General features: G+C 38.1%; 14 protein-coding genes, 3 tRNA genes and 1 riboswitch. Of the genes, 12 read left to right on the plus strand and 5 right to left on the minus strand.

Annotation, left to right across the window (positions count from 1 at the left end):
- Positions 1-2: 2 nt before the first annotated feature.
- Positions 3-1,502 carry a lipopolysaccharide biosynthesis protein gene (locus tag ACM6F9_RS18865; RefSeq protein ID WP_414847121.1) on the plus strand — a complete coding sequence of 500 codons (1,500 nt, stop codon included), beginning with the start codon at positions 3-5 and terminating at the stop codon, positions 1,500-1,502.
- A gap of 44 nt (positions 1,503-1,546) precedes the next feature.
- Here the strand turns inward: ACM6F9_RS18865 and ACM6F9_RS18870 are convergent, their stop codons facing one another.
- The 4 genes from ACM6F9_RS18870 to ACM6F9_RS18885 all read right to left on the minus strand — a co-directional run bounded on the left by ACM6F9_RS18870 (position 1,547) and on the right by ACM6F9_RS18885 (position 6,140).
- Positions 1,547-2,587, minus strand: a complete 1,041-nt coding sequence (locus ACM6F9_RS18870; protein WP_414847122.1) for a hypothetical protein — start codon at positions 2,585-2,587, stop codon at positions 1,547-1,549.
- A gap of 113 nt (positions 2,588-2,700) precedes the next feature.
- Entirely contained in the window at positions 2,701-3,555 is an 855-nt protein-coding gene (locus ACM6F9_RS18875) for a glycosyltransferase (protein ID WP_414847123.1), read from the minus strand.
- Positions 3,556-3,641: 86 nt separating this feature from the next.
- Positions 3,642-5,042, minus strand: a complete 1,401-nt coding sequence (gene aspA / locus ACM6F9_RS18880) for an aspartate ammonia-lyase (protein ID WP_105704497.1) — start codon at positions 5,040-5,042, stop codon at positions 3,642-3,644.
- Between the two features lie 72 nt (positions 5,043-5,114).
- Positions 5,115-6,140 (minus strand): N-acetylmuramoyl-L-alanine amidase, encoded by a 1,026-nt coding sequence (locus tag ACM6F9_RS18885; RefSeq protein ID WP_414847124.1) that lies wholly within the window; start codon positions 6,138-6,140, stop codon positions 5,115-5,117.
- A gap of 135 nt (positions 6,141-6,275) precedes the next feature.
- On the opposite strand from ACM6F9_RS18885, the gene ACM6F9_RS18890 reads away from it, so the two are divergent.
- The 3 genes from ACM6F9_RS18890 (at position 6,276) to ACM6F9_RS18900 (ending at position 6,555) form a co-directional block, all read left to right on the plus strand.
- A tRNA-Ser gene (locus tag ACM6F9_RS18890) sits at positions 6,276-6,360 on the plus strand.
- 14 nt (positions 6,361-6,374) lie between these two features.
- Positions 6,375-6,449: transfer RNA gene (locus ACM6F9_RS18895), tRNA-Pro, on the plus strand.
- 32 nt (positions 6,450-6,481) lie between these two features.
- Positions 6,482-6,555, plus strand: a tRNA-Arg gene (locus ACM6F9_RS18900).
- Positions 6,556-6,652: 97 nt separating this feature from the next.
- On the opposite strand, the gene ACM6F9_RS18905 is transcribed toward ACM6F9_RS18900, so the two are convergent.
- Positions 6,653-7,219 (minus strand): hypothetical protein, encoded by a 567-nt coding sequence (locus tag ACM6F9_RS18905; protein WP_414847125.1) that lies wholly within the window; start codon positions 7,217-7,219, stop codon positions 6,653-6,655.
- A 249-nt stretch (positions 7,220-7,468) separates the two neighbouring features.
- A riboswitch (cobalamin riboswitch) is annotated at positions 7,469-7,662 on the plus strand.
- Positions 7,663-8,106: 444 nt separating this feature from the next.
- Here ACM6F9_RS18905 and prpB point away from each other — a divergent pair.
- The 8 genes from prpB to ACM6F9_RS18945 all read left to right on the plus strand — a co-directional run bounded on the left by prpB (position 8,107) and on the right by ACM6F9_RS18945 (position 17,164).
- On the plus strand, positions 8,107-9,015 hold the full coding sequence (gene prpB, locus ACM6F9_RS18910) for a methylisocitrate lyase (protein WP_414847126.1): 909 nt from the start codon (positions 8,107-8,109) through the stop codon (positions 9,013-9,015).
- The gene (gene prpC / locus ACM6F9_RS18915) at positions 9,002-10,156 is read left to right on the plus strand and encodes a 2-methylcitrate synthase (protein ID WP_414847127.1); all 1,155 of its coding nucleotides are present in this window, start codon (positions 9,002-9,004) and stop codon (positions 10,154-10,156) included. The genes prpB and prpC overlap by 14 nt, the downstream gene beginning before the upstream one ends.
- Before the next feature lie 33 nt (positions 10,157-10,189).
- A complete protein-coding gene (locus tag ACM6F9_RS18920) occupies positions 10,190-11,641 on the plus strand; it encodes a bifunctional 2-methylcitrate dehydratase/aconitate hydratase (RefSeq protein ID WP_414847128.1) in 1,452 nt (483 codons plus the stop codon).
- Between the two features lie 61 nt (positions 11,642-11,702).
- Positions 11,703-13,199 (plus strand): CoA-acylating methylmalonate-semialdehyde dehydrogenase, encoded by a 1,497-nt coding sequence (locus ACM6F9_RS18925; protein ID WP_414847129.1) that lies wholly within the window; start codon positions 11,703-11,705, stop codon positions 13,197-13,199.
- A gap of 7 nt (positions 13,200-13,206) precedes the next feature.
- Positions 13,207-14,367 carry an acyl-CoA dehydrogenase family protein gene (locus ACM6F9_RS18930; RefSeq protein ID WP_414847130.1) on the plus strand — a complete coding sequence of 387 codons (1,161 nt, stop codon included), beginning with the start codon at positions 13,207-13,209 and terminating at the stop codon, positions 14,365-14,367.
- A gap of 15 nt (positions 14,368-14,382) precedes the next feature.
- Positions 14,383-15,492 (plus strand): enoyl-CoA hydratase/isomerase family protein, encoded by a 1,110-nt coding sequence (locus ACM6F9_RS18935; protein ID WP_414847131.1) that lies wholly within the window; start codon positions 14,383-14,385, stop codon positions 15,490-15,492.
- A 2-nt stretch (positions 15,493-15,494) separates the two neighbouring features.
- Positions 15,495-16,379 carry a 3-hydroxyisobutyrate dehydrogenase gene (mmsB, locus tag ACM6F9_RS18940; protein ID WP_414847132.1) on the plus strand — a complete coding sequence of 295 codons (885 nt, stop codon included), beginning with the start codon at positions 15,495-15,497 and terminating at the stop codon, positions 16,377-16,379.
- 2 nt (positions 16,380-16,381) lie between these two features.
- Positions 16,382-17,164 carry an enoyl-CoA hydratase/isomerase family protein gene (locus tag ACM6F9_RS18945; protein ID WP_414847133.1) on the plus strand — a complete coding sequence of 261 codons (783 nt, stop codon included), beginning with the start codon at positions 16,382-16,384 and terminating at the stop codon, positions 17,162-17,164.
- Position 17,165: the final 1 nt, after the last annotated feature.

A 17,165-nucleotide genomic window follows, 5' to 3' on the forward strand; every position in this document is an offset into this window, starting at 1 on the left:
TTATGAGTGTAGTAGCGAGACAAGGCTTCAAATATTCCATTATCGGTTATATTGGTTTTTTGCTGGGCACCGTTTCCGCAATATTCATATTTCCGAATGATTTTGAATTTTACGGAAAACTGCGTTACGTTCTTCCAACAGCGGAAATGCTGGTTCCTTTCGTCGTTTTAGGTATCTCCTATTCGAATGTAAAGTTTTTTCACAGGGTAGAAAGGGACGGTAAAAAGCAGAATATGCTGTCCTTATCATTACTGACTGTTTTTATCAACTTTCTTATTTTCACGGTTGTATTCTTTATACTTCCCTATTTTTATCCGAAGTTCAGGCATTCAGAAGCATGGAAAATTAAGGAGATGATTCTTCCACTGATTCTAATTCTCTCACTGTGTGCTATTTTCAATAAATATACGTCCAATTATAAAAGGATTGTGGTTTCCAATATTTTCGATAATTTATTTCCGAAAATAGCCAATCTGGGGGCATTCTGTCTCTTTTTCTTTGCTTTATCACAAAATATTACAACAGCTGCATCACAGAACATAGCATTTGCTTTCTTTTTTGGAATCTTCTTTTTAATGCTTTTGGGCTACATCTATTATACAAATAAACTGGAAAAAATTCAGCTGGATTTTAATACGGATTATTTTAAAAAGAACAATTTCTGGAAAGAGTTTTTCAATTACAGTTTCTTCGGATTTTTGGGGACCTTTGGAAATTATCTGGCGATCAACAGCTTTATGATTGGGGAATTTATGGGAATGGAAGAAGTAGGAATCTACTCTGTTCTGTATGCCTTAATCTCATTGATTTCTATTCCACAGCTTGGATTATTTAATATTTCCGCCCCTATCATCAACAAAACGCTGGCAGACGGAGATATGGAAGAGCTTGACAGATTCCACAAGAAAACCTCTTTGACGTTGTATTTCCTTGGAGCTGTTTTATTCTCATGTATTATGGTCGGATTCCCATACCTTACGCAGTTTATGCCAAAGAATGGAACCATGCTCAGAGAATATGAGCCGGTAGTCTGGATCTGGGGTTCTGCAGTATTGATAGATCTTGCCACCGGATTTAATGGGAATATTATTTCGCTTTCAAAATATTACAGATTCAATATTCTGGTCATGCTTTTACTGGCAGGGCTTACTATTGGGCTCAACTATTATTTCATTAAAAATACAGACCTTAAACTGATCGGAATTGCTTTATCTACAGCTATTTCCCTTACCATTTACAATGTTGTGAAAATCGTTTTCAATTATATTGTCTTTAAAGTTTCGCCTTTGACTATTGAAATGATTTTTGTCTCTATCATCTGTACTCTGGCTATTACAGTTGCTATTGTTCTTCCGAACTTCAACAGCAATCTGCTTAACCTTATTTACAAACCGGCAGTTGTTTTGATCCTAATCTACATCGGAAATTACTTCACCAAGATTTTCCCGGTTGAAGAATATCTCAATATAAGGTTCCTTAAAAGCGTTTTTAAGATTAAATAGGTATTTTTAAGACTAAGAGAATAGTCATCTTGAATAGATAAGTTTTAAATTAAGCTCATTAAAAACTGCTCCAGTTTTTTCTGAACATCTTTTTTATTGTATGTTGCATAAAAGTCAAATAGAGTTTCCGAAATGATTTTTAGCTGCTCAAGAATATTTTCTCTTTCAGGAATAATGAAATCCAGTCCGGAAGGATAATTCGTTGGAAAAACAGCCAGTTTTCCGTACTTAATGGCATCACCCAGGTTTCCTGTCATTTTAGTCACTCCATAGGTTTCTTTCATACTGAAAAATTCTGTATCCTGCTGAATCGGACACCATAAAACATCTGCTTTCTGCATCCATTTTTCAAATTCTTCGGAAGAAACTCTTTCAGAAAAATAGATGATTTTAATATTTTCAGGGAGTTTTTCAGACAGGTTTTCAATTTGTTTTAACTCATATCCGCTTGCTTTTCCAAGGAAAATAAATTTATATGACTTATCAATCTTTAGATCCTGAATGGTTTCAAAAATATAGGTATAATCTCTTCTTTTCTGCGAAACGCCACCGGGAATCACCACTACAAAATCTTCATTTTTTGCTCTGTCAAAATCTCTTGTATAAAATAATGGCAAAAACTGATATCTCTCTGACATCAATGCCTCATCCAGCACAAAAAGAGACCTGGAGGACTGATAAACTTTGGATTTGTAGAATAATCCTTCTTTCAGCCATAGCTTTAATCTGAAAATAATATCTCCTTTGAAAATACTTTTCATCAGATCCAGCTTTGAAGCTTTTATGAAATTAAGATTATGGGTAATGATTGCTGTATTATATTTTTTTGTTATCGCTAAAAATGTATTAAAATAACGATGCACAGTCCCTATAACAACCAGATCATATCCTTTTCCTTTTAACTGATCCAGAATCATAGAACTATCCGACAAAAACACAGCTTCATCGCTATGATTTACCTGATCTTTGACTCTTTTTGAAAAATAATAGTCTACCGAAAAATCCTGAGAGTCTTCCATAATATCTATGAAAGCCTGAGCAACTTCTGCGTGAGTATCTATTTCTATGTAAGCTATTTTTTTCACAGGTTAGCGGGAGTTATATCTTAAGTTTTGGCTAAAGCCAATTGATTTTTTGTTTTTATTCAAATGGGTTAAAACCCGTTTCTATTGATGAACATTTACAGCGTATAAAAAAATTACATTTTCAACCATTTCTTTTTCAACATTCTCCAACGTTGATTATTGACGGCTTTCTGTTCCTCTTTAGTAATTTTCAGTTCTAATTTCTGTGATCTGCAGCTTTCATAAGATTTAATAATATCAAAGAAAAAACCAGCAGACTTGCTTTTCATCGCTTCTTTTGAAGAGGCAATATAAGCCAGAAATCTGTTCAGTCCTAAGAAATAAAAATACCTCCCGTAATAATCAGCGGGGCGAATGGTGTAATCAGCTCCTTTTACTTTGATCAGTTTCACGTGAAGTTCAGGAAGTACCACTTCTTTCCAGCCCAGATTTTCCAGTAATATGGAATCAATATTATCCCAGCCCAGCGTTTCCCTTAGGCCTCCGATCTGAACAAAACATTCTTTACGGTAAGCCTTCATAGGACCTCTTACATGATGTTTGTTAGAATTTCCTTCATACACCCAATTTCCGTCTTTTTCTATATACAGAAGACCTCCTACAAGTCCAAATCTAGGATTATTATAAAATGCTGCCTCTACTGTTGTCAGATAGTTTTCCGGAAGGATAATATCGGCATCAAATTTACAGATGCTATCAAATTCATCCATAGATTGAGTCTGAAGTCCGTTTTTAAAAGCATGAACCACTTTAGATCCTGGCTGATGTTCAGATTTCTGAAGGTTGATTGTTTCGAAACGGGAATCAGTTTCAGTATATTTTTTGATAACTTCAGGTGTTCTGTCTGTAGAACCGTCATTCACTACCACTACCTTAAAATCTTTACTGCTTTGTTTTTGTAAAGAATCAAGGGTAAAGGGGAGATTGTCTTCTTCGTTATGGGCAGGAATTATGATTAAAAACCTCACGAATTATAAGTGATTAATGATGAGCGATCAATGATAAGAAACTTTTATAATTTCAATTATCATTGATCATTCATCGTTGATAGAATTTATTTGTTATGCGGTTTCAGCATGTTTTTCGGATCAAGGATTTCGTCCAGTTTCTCCTGAGAAAGAATACCTTTTTCAAGAACAAGGTTATAAACACTTTTTCCTGTTTCCAATGCTTCTTTAGCAATCTGTGTAGATTGTTTGTAACCGATATAAGGGTTCAATGCTGTTACAATACCGATGCTGTGTTTTACCATATTCAGGCAAATTTCTTTATTGGCAGTAATTCCAACTACACATTTGTCACGAAGAGTATCTAATGCATTGCAAAGAAAGTTGATATTTTCCATGATGGCATGAGAAAGTACCGGCTCCATTACATTCAGCTGTAATTGACCTGCTTCTGCGGCAAAAGTTACGGTAAGATCATTTCCGAACACTTTGAAACAAACCTGGTTGACCACTTCCGGAATTACCGGATTTACTTTCCCTGGCATGATAGAAGATCCCGGCTGCATTGGTGGAAGGTTGATTTCAAAAAGACCCGCTCTTGGACCTGATGAAAGCAATCTTAAATCGTTACAGATTTTGGATAACTTCACTGCAAGACGTTTTGTAGCTGAAGAGTAAATTACATAAGAACCTGTATCAGGCGTTGCTTCTACTAAATCTGGTGCCGAAACAATCGGAAATCCTGTAATCTGAGCTAAGTTTTTAGCACAAAGCGTAGCATACCCAACCGGAGCATTTAATCCTGTTCCGATAGCTGTTGCTCCCATATTCACTTCTACAAAAAGGTTGGCATTGTTATTCAACTTAGAAATATCTTCTTCCAACGTAGCGGCATAAGCTTCAAATTCCTGACCCAAAGTCATTGGAACGGCATCCTGAAGCTGTGTACGTCCCATTTTGATCACATCATGAAATTCCTGTCCTTTTGCACGGAAAGCAGTGATAATTCTTTCTAATTTTTCAACCAGTCCGATATTCATCTGAAGCAATCCCATTTTGATCGCTGTAGGATAAGCATCATTGGTAGACTGTGAAAGGTTGATATGATCATTAGGTGAACAGAATTCATATTCTCCTTTATTTTTTCCTAATTTCTCTAACACGATATTGGCGATCACTTCATTCGCATTCATGTTGATGGAAGTTCCTGCTCCTCCCTGAATCATATCTACCGGAAACTGGTCATGATATTTCCCTTCTACAATTTCATCACACGCTTCTGCTATTTTAAAATACAGATTTTCGTCTAGAAGTCCTAGTTCATAATTGGTTTTGGCTGCTGCTTTTTTTACAAAAGCCAATCCTTTTATGAAATCCGGATATGAAGACAAAAGCTGTCCTGAAATTTTAAAATTGTCGATAGCTCTTTGTGTCTGAACCCCATAATAAGCATCTAAAGGCACATTCAGTTCGCCTAATAGATCACTTTCTTTCCTGAAATTTTCCATTACAGATATTTTACTGTTTTTGATCGTTTAAAGATAGCAAAAACGCATCTAACCGATGCGTTTTAATTTGAATTATTTTGTTGGATATTTTTGATTTAAAGCTTGAAGTATTGCCCATGTTTCGGCATCCATAATTCCGTCATAATTCTGTGGACGGAAATGGTACTGAAATGCTTCGATTGTTTTCTTGGTAGCATCATCCCATTTTCCGCTCAAGTCTAATGCATATCCGAATTTCTGCAATCCTGTCTGTATAAGGAAGATAAAACTCGCATCATTGTATCTTGCAGTAATGTCAGCTTGTGCCGGTTCAAGATACGTTTGCTTAGCAGTTTCATCATACCACATTCCAACCTGATATTCGTCATAAAGCTTTTTCCATGGGAACATAGGTCCCGGATCCTGCTTTCTTGTAGGAGCAATATCTGAGTGAGCCAAGACATTGGTAGCCTGAATCTGATATCTTGTCACAATATCTTTAACCAAAGCGGCTACTTTTTTCACCTGATCATCACTAAAAGGAGCAAATGTTCTTTTACCCGTGGCATCTGTGGTATAACCCATATTTACAATTTCAATACCGATAGAATTATCATTAAGATTCTTATCATTTCTCCAGGCGCTTACTCCTGCGTGGTAGGCACGTTTATTTTCGTCCACCAATTGATAGATCTCATTATCTCCAGTATTATTTACAAGATAATGGGCACTCACCGCCTGCTGGGTAAGAACAGTAATTGATTTATCGTCCGGAATAGCTGTATAATGTAATATAAGATAACGCTGTCTGAAATTTTGGGCAACAGCAGGGAAATAAGTCTTCACTACTTTATATCCGGCTGGTTTTGCAGATACAATAGAACCATAACTTGCCGTATTATCATTTTTTGTAGGGTCTGCTATATTAGTAGTAAAAAAGTCTACTCCATGATCAGATACTACTTTTGGTTTTGGAGCCACCGGAGTTGTTGGTTGAACGGTCGGTTTAGCCTGTGTTACCGGGGTTTTCGGTTTGTAAATATTTTTTTTTACATTTTGTTGGGAAGTACAGGAAAAAACGAATGTGCTTAATCCGATGATATATAATGTCTTACGCATCAGTTTGGTTTTTGGATGATTTATTACCTCAAAAATACACAAAATTTTCTTGAATTTTATTTGGTAAATAAAGAAATCTATTCTATATTTGCACTCGCAATAACGGAACAACGATCATTAAAAAATAAACAAAAAGGAGGGTTGCCAGAGTGGTTAATGGAGCAGTTTGCTAAACTGTCGACGCGAAAGTGTCGCAAGGGTTCGAATCCCTTACCCTCCGCTCATTTATATACTCGGGGCGTAGCGTAGTCCGGTCATCGCGCCTGGTTTGGGACCAGGAGGTCGCAGGTTCGAATCCTGCCGCCCCGACTGTTTTAGTAGTTTTCTCAAAACTACTCAATGGGTGCGTAGCTCAGCTGGATAGAGCATCTGCCTTCTAAGCAGACGGTCAAAGGTTCGAATCCTTTCGCGCTCACTTAAAGACTTACTATTTTTAGTAAGTCTTTTTTGTTTTTCATGGTTTTCATTGATCAAAAATAAAAATCTTAAACAGAGAAACTATTAATACAAGATTAATTATCTGTAAAGTATTGCCCAAACCATTGATCAAAACTTTCTTTATATTGAGCCTGAGCATTTTTAATCAGTAAGTCAGGTTCTTCAATTTGATTTAAACCATAATCTCCTTTCATCCACGTCAAGTATTTGTTTAAATCTTCACTCTCTTCATAATCGTCTTCCTCTTTATAAAAATAAGCCTCATCGAAATCTACTGAAATTTCAGTGTCAAAAGTGAGTAAATGTAAAAGCTGTACAATATTTTCAGCAACAATATGAACACCTCCTTCATCTCCAAAAACTACAACAGGCATTTTATGTAAAGGCTGATCCGTTCCATTATTCCAGATGGCATAGAATGAACCGGAACCATTGGCCTGAGCAAAAGGCAGCATGCTATTCAAAAAATTTTCGTCATCACTCCAGCTTTTCAATCCAGACTTACTATCGATTAAAACACCAAAACCTTGTGAATAGTTTTCAAACGAGGAAACAGTATTCTGGAAATAGATCAGTTTTTCCAGCTCTACCGGAATGTCACTCAAACCCAAGTTTTGTTTAAATTCTACAATGTCTACCATGATCAATTATATATGATTAATAAAATTTATAAAATGAAAGAAGAACAGTAAATTTATTAACTATCTTTAATTTTCCGGTTATCTTTTATATTAATTTAACAACACAATTCATCCCTTTCTCTTCTAAAATACACATCACAACTTACGCATTTTCAATAGATTACATTAAAAAAAACTATTGATTACATAAAATATCTTTTCCGTTATTATAAAATACTTATATTTACCACCAAGGAGTTCTTAAAACCTTCTTTATCAACCGAAACTGGTTACACTTAGCTGTGTATTAAAAGGGAATCGTGTGCAAATCACGAACTGTCGCGCAACTGTAAGTAACAAACAAAAAGTTTTTATCCATTGATATCCACTGTATATCTTTCATACGGGAAGGATGATAAAAACCGTTACAAGTCAGGAGACCTGCCTATTTCGTATTGACGATGCTTTCGCGATTTGAAGCTTACAGTCAGGTATGATGCGATATGGATATAGTGCGATAACTTTTTTATCAAACTGTGTTATTTTTTTGAGATGAATATGAGTGTACATTAGGTGCTTCTCATGATTTTTTAGCTCATTCGTATCCCCCTTTCCGTAATTTTTCTTTTTTCATAAAGCACCGCGAAGTTTACAGAGAACTTTTTATTGAATTTAATCAATGTAAAAAGTGATGGTGTACCAAAGCAATCTTAATTATTCGTGGAGTCACAACAGGTTTATTTTACAGACCCGGACAATCAGAATTTTTCAAAATTCTCAACATCTGCACGACTGTATGCTTTCTCAATTCATTTACCTCCTTTTCTTTTTTACTCAAAAGCTAAGTCTTAACAGATTTTCTGTTTCTTCACTAACAAACAAATTTCAACTCAACAATACATATTAAAATGATCAAAAATGAAAACTGGAAGTCCCCCGGCTTAAAATTCCGGGAGGCCATGGAAAAAGAAAATCCCCTCCAGATTGTAGGAGCCATCAATGCAAACCATGCATTATTGGCGCAGCAGGCTGGTTTTAATGCTATTTATCTTTCAGGAGGAGGTGTTGCTGCAGGGTCTTTAGGAATTCCTGATTTAGGAATCACTACTCTGGATGATGTACTCATCGATGTTCAGCGTATTACTAATATTTGTGATCTACCCCTTTTGGTAGATATTGATACAGGATTTGGGCCTTCTGCCTTTAATGTTGCCCGAACTATAAAATCATTAATTAAAGCAGGAGCAGCAGCCATTCACATTGAAGATCAGGTGGGTGCAAAACGCTGCGGACACCGTCCCGGCAAAGAAATCGTAAGCAAAGAAGAGATGGTAGACCGACTTAAAGCCGCTGCAGATGCCCGCACCGATGAAAATTTTGTGATTGGAGCAAGAACAGATGCTTTTGCGAATGAAGGTCTGGAAAAAACATTAGAAAGAGCCATTGCTTATAAAGAAGCTGGTGCAGATTTCATTTTTGCCGAAGCCGTGCCTGATTTAAGCTTTTATCAAAAATTTGTTGATGCTACTGGGATCCCTGTACTGGCTAATATCACAGAATTTGGGATGATCAAAATGTACACTGTAGAAGAATTAAAAAATGCTGGCGTAGGGCTCGTCCTCTACCCTCTTTCTGCCTTCAGAGCAGCCAATAAAGCAGCACAGAATGTATACCAGCATATCCGTAAAGACGGGACGCAAGCTAATGTGCTGGATACAATGCAGACAAGAGAAGAACTCTATCAAAGTATTGGATACCACGATTATGAACAAAAATTAGATAACCTTTTTAAACAAAATACTCATGTCAACGAATAGCGAACCAACATTTAAACCTAAAAAAAGTGTAGCTCTTTCCGGAGTAACAGCAGGTAATACCGCTCTTTGCAGTGTAGGAAAAAGTGGAAATGATCTTCATTACAGAGGTTATGATATTTTGGATCTTGCAGAGAGAGCACAATTCGAAGAAGTAGCTTACCTGCTTATCTATGGTCAGCTGCCTACTGAAGCTCAATTAAAAAATTATAAAGCAAAATTAAAATCCCTGAGAGGACTTCCCCACTCTGTAAGAAATATTTTAAAAAGTATTCCGGCAGCGGCGCATCCAATGGATGTTATGCGTTCTATGGTTTCAGCAATTGGAAGTATCCAGCCTGAAAAAGACGATCACAATGTGGCTGGGGCAAGAGATATTGCAGACAAATTACTGGCATCATTCAGTTCCGGGCTTTTATACTGGTATCACTATACGCATAATGGCAAAGAAATCAACGTAGAAACGGATGATGATACTATCGGCGGGCATTTCCTTCGTCTTTTACATGGTAAAAAAGCACCCGATTCATGGGTAAAAGCAATGGAAATATCCCTTAATCTGTATGCTGAACATGAGTTTAATGCTTCTACGTTCACCGCGCGTGTTATTGCCGGAACCTCATCAGACTTTTATTCCTGCATCACAGGAGCTATCGGTGCTTTGAGAGGTCCAAAACATGGAGGAGCCAATGAAGTGGCTTTTGAAATACAAAGCCGTTACAATTCGCCTGATGAAGCAGAAGAGGACATTAGAAAACGTATTGCTAACAAAGAAGTAATCATCGGATTTGGGCATCCTGTTTACACCATATCGGATCCACGAAACGTGGTGATAAAAAAAGTAGCCAAAGAACTTTCCGAAGAAGCAGGAGATATGCTGCTGTATAATATTGCCGAAAGACTGGAAACTGTAATGTGGGAAGAAAAGAAGATGTTCCCTAATCTGGACTGGTTCTCCGCAGTATCTTACCACCTGATGGGAGTTCCTACTTTAATGTTCACCCCATTATTTGTTATCTCAAGAGTCACAGGATGGAGCGCGCACATTATCGAACAAAGACAGGATGGAAAAATTATCCGCCCGAGTGCCAATTATACAGGTCCTGAAAATAAAGACTTTGTATCCATCGAAAATAGAAAATAAAAAATCAATTCATAATTAAATTAAAAAATAAAGATGTCATCACACATTTCAAACGAAAGACCACAACCAGATCAGGTATTAACAGATATTGCAGATTATGTATTAAACTATGAAATCAAAAACGATTTAGCCTGGAAAACAGCACACTACTGTTTATTAGACACTATCGGATGCGGATTAGAAGCACTGACTTACCCTGCATGTACCAAACTTCTAGGACCTATCGTAAAAGGTACTGTAGTTCCGAACGGGGCTAAAGTTCCGGGGACGCAATTTCAGTTAGATCCGGTGCAGGCTGCTTTCAACATTGGAGCAATTATTCGTTGGCTGGATTTCAATGACACCTGGTTAGCCGCTGAATGGGGACATCCTTCAGACAATCTGGGAGGAATTTTAGCAACAGCAGACTGGCTTTCAAGAACAAATATTGCAGAAGGAAAAGCTCCGCTAAAAATGAAACAGGTTCTGGAAGCAATGATCATAGCACATGAAATCCAGGGAGTTATCGCTTTGGAAAATTCATTCAACAAAGTAGGCCTAGACCATGTTTTATTGGTGAAACTAGCCTCCACAGCCGTTGTAGGAAAACTGATCGGTTTGACCCGTGATGAATTAATCAATGCCGTTTCATTAGCATTTGTTGACGGACAGTCTTTAAGAACCTACCGTCATGCTCCCAATGCAGGAAGCCGCAAATCATGGGCTGCAGGAGATGCTACTTCAAGAGCTGTGCGTCTTGCATTAATTGCGCAAACAGGCGAAATGGGTTATCCATCTGTACTAACGGCAAAAACATGGGGATTCTATGACGTATCTTTCAAAGGAAATGAATTCAAATTCCAGAGAGAGTATGGTTCTTATGTCATGGAAAATGTACTCTTCAAAATTTCTTTCCCTGCAGAGTTCCATTCCCAGACCGCTGTAGAAGCAGCCATGACTTTACACCATCAGCTAAAAGCATCAGGAAAATCTGCTGAAGATATCAAGAAAATAACCATCCGTACCCACGAAGCTTGTATCCGTATCATTGATAAAAAAGGCCCACTGAACAACCCTGCCGATCGTGACCACGCCATTCAGTACATGGTAGCAGTTCCTTTGATCTTCGGAAGGCTGACTGCTGCAGATTATGAAGATAATGTGGCATCAGATCCAAGAATCGACATTCTTCGTGATAAAATTGAATGTGTGGAAGATGTACAGTTCACCACAGATTATCATGATCCTGAAAAACGTTCCATTGCCAATGCTTTAACGGTAGAATTAAACGATGGAACTGTTTTGGAAGAAATCGTTGTAGAATATCCAATCGGGCACAAACGCAGAAGAGACGAAGGAATTCCTGAACTGATCAAAAAATACAAAGTAAACCTTGCCAGAATATTCCCGGAAAAACAACAGAGAATTGTATTAGAAAATTCTTTAGAATACGACACTCTTATCAATCTGGATGTCAACAAGTTTGTTGATCTTCTGGTAATATAATGTAATTAAAAAGTTGAGAGTGGAAATTCACTCTCAGCTTTTCACTCTCAATCTAAAAATCATGTCACAAAAAATAAAAATATTAATCAACGGAAATTTTATAGAAAGTAAAGCTACAGAGCATCTTCCCGTAGAAAATCCTGCCACACAAGAAATTCTTGCAGAAGTTCCTTTAACCGAATTGTCTGAAATAGATCAAGCCATAGAAGCTGCTAAAGAAGCCTTCAAAGCCTGGAAAGAAGTAGCCACCCCGGAAAGAGCAAGATTTTTTCTAAAATACCAGCAGCTTTTAAAAGAAAATCAAAAAGAAATTGCCGAAATCCTTTCCAAAGAAAACGGAAAAACATTTCCTGATGCCATGGGAGATGTATGGCGTGGAATTGAAGTAGTAGAGCACGCCTGCAACATTCCGACACTCATGATGGGAGAAACGGTAGAAAACGTAGCAAGAGGTGTTGATACCTACAGCTATATTCAGCCCCTTGGAGTCTGTGCAGGAATTACTCCTTTCAATTTTCCCGCAATGATTCCTCTATGGATGTTCCCAATGGCGATTGCCTGTGGAAATACCTTTATTTTAAAACCTTCTGAACAAACCCCTATGACTTCTATGAAAATGGCTGAACTATTTTTAGAAGCAGGTTTTCCTAAAGGAGTTCTGAATATTGTTCATGGTTCCAAAGATCAGGTCAATCACATTCTGAACCATCCGGAAATAAAAGCCATTTCATTTGTAGGCTCAGTTCCCGTTGCGGAACATGTTTACCGCACAGGAACTGATAATTTAAAAAGAGTTCAGGCTTTTGGCGGTGCAAAAAACCATATGGTAGTAATGCCGGATGCCAATAAAGAACAGGTCATTAACAATCTTGTAGGAGCTTCCTGCGGAGCAGCCGGACAACGTTGTATGGCAATCAGTGTAGCTGTTTTGGTAGGTGAAGCTCAAAATTGGGCAGATGATATCAAAAAAGCTTTAAGTACCATTAAACCTGGAGTTTGGTCTGATAATTCAGCAGCATTTGGTCCTCTGATCAACAAACAATCAAAAGACAAGGTTTTAAGATTGATTAAAAGCGCTTATGACCAGGGAGCCGAAGTATTGCTGGATGGCAGCCACTGTAAAGTAGAAGGTTATGAAAACGGATATTTTGTAGGTGCCACGTTATTCAATAACGTATCTACGGATATGGATATTTATAAAGAAGAAATTTTTGGGCCAGCTCTATTATTGCTGAAAGCAGAAACACTGGATGAAGCTATTAAAATCATCAATGAAAACCCTTATGGAAACGGAACTTCAATCTTTACCAATTCAGGAGCAGCAGCAAGAAAATTTCAGCACGAAATTGAAGTGGGACAAATTGGGGTAAACCTTCCGATTCCTGTTCCATTACCGTTTTTCTCTTTTACAGGATGGAGAAAATCATTCTTTGGCGACCTGCATTCTTACGGAAAACAAGGTGTTCGTTTTTATACAGAAACCAAAACGATTACAGCCCGTTGGTTTGAAGAAGATATCCCTGCAGGTGATCTGAATATGACCATCAGTTTAAAATAAGTTTTCTATGGAATTCAACCTAAATCAAGATCAGCTGGCGTTTCAGGATGCCGCAAGAAGATTCACACATAAAGAACTGGCACCTTATGCTTCGGAATGGGATGCTCAGAAGATATTTCCGAGAGAAGCTATCGCGAAAGCCGGAGAACTGGGTTTTTGCGGAGTATATACCAGTGAAGATGCCGGAGGTCTGGGATTATCGCGATTAGATGCCACCATTATATTTGAAGAACTCGCTGCAGCCTGTCCTTCCACTACCGCCTACATTACCATACACAATATGGTTTCATGGATGATTGATGAATTTGGGAATGAAGAGATCAGAAAACAATTATGTCCGGATTTGTCATCAGGAATATTATTAGGATCCTATTGTCTTACTGAACCGGGCTCCGGTTCAGATGCAGCAGCTTTAAAAACAACGGCAGTAAAAAATGGGAACAAATACATCATTAACGGAACAAAAGCATTCATCTCCGGGGCAGGCGAAAGTGATATACTCATTGTAATGGCCCGTACAGGAGATTCCGGTCCCAAAGGAATCAGTGCTTTTGTGGTACCCGCAAATTCGAAAGGAATCAGTTTCGGGGAAAAAGAGAAAAAATTAGGTTGGAATACCCAGCCGACACGCTTTGTTTTCTTTGATCAGGTAGAAGTAGATGAAAAATACCTCTTAGGTGAATTGGGACAAGGCTTTAAAATAGCATTAAAAGGTCTGGATGGTGGCCGCATCAATATCGGAACGTGTTCTGTAGGAGCAGCACAGGGAGCCATTAACCAGGCCAGAAAATATATGCATGAAAGACTACAGTTCGGAAAATCACTAGCTCAGTTTCAATCTTTGCAGTTTAAAATTGCTGATATGGCTACAGAGCTTGTAGCAGCCCGCCAGATGGTACATTTAGCTGCTTTTAAATTAGATTCTAAAGACACGAATGCTACTACTTACTGTGCCATGGCAAAACGTCTGGCTACCGATATGTGCTTCAACATCTGTAATGAAGCATTACAAATATTGGGTGGATATGGATGTACACAGGATTTTCCAGTGGAACGTCTTATGCGTGATGCCAGGGTACACCAAGTGGTAGAAGGAACCAATGAAATTATGAAACTGGTGATCTCAAGAAAGATTTTAGAGGAAGGAGCCATGATACAAATCCGTTAATTCAAAAGATTAAAAATGAGTTTAGTACTAACAGAAATAAAAAATAAAGTCGGGATCATCACCCTGAATTCCGAAAAGACACTCAATTCTCTTTCACTTGAAATGATTGAAGAATTGAAAGCTGTTTTGGAAGGTTGGAAAACAGTTGATGAAATAGTTTGTTTATTCATTCAGGGAGCAGGTGAAAAAGCCCTCTGTGCCGGAGGAGATGTGAGAAAACTGCACGATGCTATTATTGAACAACAAAGCATCGATGGAACACAAATACCTCAGCCCTGTTTCGATTTCTTTTTAAAGGAATATCAGGTAGATTATGCTATTCACACATATCCGAAACCTATTATCGTCTGGGGACACGGAATTGTGATGGGCGGCGGCATCGGAATTATGGTAGGAGCTTCTCATCGTATTGTTACAGAAAGAAGTAAACTGGCAATGCCGGAAATCACCATCGGTTTATATCCTGATGTTGGCGGTACCTGGTTTTTGAATAAAATGCCTTCCGCTTACGGAATTTATCTGGGATTAACAGGGGCAAGATTAGATGGAGCCGACTGCAAATTCTTAGGATTAGCAGATTACTATGTTTCATCTACTTCAAAAGAAGCTCTGTTAAATGCTCTTGACAAGACTCAATGGAATGGAAATAACCATCAAACCGTTTCCGCAATTCTGGAAAATATCTCCAAAGAAACAGATACTCCCGAATCACAGGCACAGAGCCATCATACATTTATTAAAAAATTTGAAGGAATAGATTCTTTAGAACAGTTTAAAGAAATTTTACTGCAATATCCTGATAAAGATGAATGGATTAATACAGGAATCAAAAGCTTTGAAGCAGGCTCACCAAGCTCAGCACATATCATCTTCAGGCAATTGAAAGAGGGTGAAAACTTAAGCATGGAAGAAGTCTTTCAATCCGAATTAAACTTATCCTGCCAATGCTGCATTCACCCAGATTTTGCAGAAGGTGTAAGAGCTTTATTGGTAGATAAAGACCAGTCTCCAAAATGGCAGCCTGCAACATTAAATGATATAACCAAAGAATGGGTAGACAGCTATTTTACTCCGCTTTGGTCGCATGAAGAACATCCATTAAAAAACTTAGGTAAAAAAGATTAATTATGTCAAATATAGCATTTATAGGATTAGGAAATATGGGTGGTCCGATGGCCATCAACCTTGTAAACAAAGGTCATAACGTTATTGGGTTTGATCTTTCCAAGTCAGCTTTAGAAGCACTGGTTTCTGCAGGCGGACAAATTTCGGATTCAGCTATAGCAGCTGCAAAGGACGCTGATGTGATCATATCAATGCTTCCATCCGGCAAACACGTTGCGGAACTCTATTCTGACGAATTTATCAGTCAGCTGAAACCAGATACACTCATCATTGACAGCAGTACCATTGATGCCGTAACCGCCCGTTCTGTTGCTGAACTGGCCGCTTCAAAGGGGTGTAAAATGATTGATGCTCCCGTTTCTGGCGGTACTGCAGGCGCACAGGCAGGAACATTAACCTTTATTGTTGGCGGTAAAACCAAAGACTATGAAAAGGCAAGACCGATACTAAAATGTATGGGACAGAATATCTTCCATGCCGGAGATTCCGGGGCGGGACAGGTAGCAAAAATCTGTAACAATATGCTTTTAGCCATACACATGATCGGGACATCTGAAGCGATCAATTTAGGAGTCCGTCACGGATTGGAGCCTAAAATATTAAGTGAAATTATGCAGAAAAGTTCCGGTAGAAACTGGTCATTGGAAGTCTATAATCCATATCCCGGAGTAATGGAAAATGCACCTTCATCAAGAGCATATTCAGGAGGATTCGCAGTGGATCTGATGACAAAAGATTTAGGATTGGCAGCGGAAGCAGGATTGGAAACCAGAACCTCTACCCCATTGGGAAATGCAGCTTTAAACCTTTACAGAATCTGGAGTGAAGCCGGAAATGGCACGAGCGATTTTTCAAGCATTATTCAATTCTTAAACAAACATCAGTAATCATGAATTTTGAAACATTACTATACCACCAGGAAGGACATATCGGTACCTTGACCATTAACCGCCCGCAGGCTTTAAATGCTTTGAATGAAACAGTTTTAAAAGAGCTGAAATCATTTGCTGATCAAATCCAATCCAATAAAAACATCCGGGTTTTAATCATTACCGGATCTGGGGAAAAAGCCTTCGTTGCAGGTGCTGATATCAAAGCAATGCAGAGTATGACACCAAAGGAAGCGACAAATTTTTCTATCATGGCTCAAACCGCTTTCAATTCCATTGAAGCATTACCATTTGCCGTGATAGCGGCAGTCAACGGTTTTGCGTTAGGTGGAGGATGCGAGCTGGCTTTGTCCTGTGATATTATTCTGGCCAGTGAAAAAGCGAAATTTGGATTACCAGAAGTAACCCTTGGATTATTGCCTTGCTTTGGAGGAACACAGCGTTTACCAAGAGCAATCGGATTATACAAAGCAAGAGAGATGGTATTCTCTGGTGAATTTTACTCAGCAGAAGTTTGTAAAGAATTAGGTTTTGTAAATCGGGTGATTGCTCCTGAAGAATTATTGAATGAAGCCCAGAAATTGGCATCAACAATAGCATCAAGAGGCCCCGTAGCCATATCGAAGGCAAAGCAGTCATTGAACACAGGTGTCGAATTACATATTACTGATGGTTTACAACAGGAAGCTGTTTTATTCGGGGAATTATTTGATACGAAAGATCACAATGAAGGCATCGGTGCCTTTATAGAAAAAAGAAATCCGGATTTTAAAGGAGAATAAA

The sequence above is a fragment of the Chryseobacterium sp. IT-36CA2 genome, from assembly GCF_949767875.1.
Classification (GTDB): Bacteria; Bacteroidota; Bacteroidia; order Flavobacteriales; family Weeksellaceae; genus Chryseobacterium.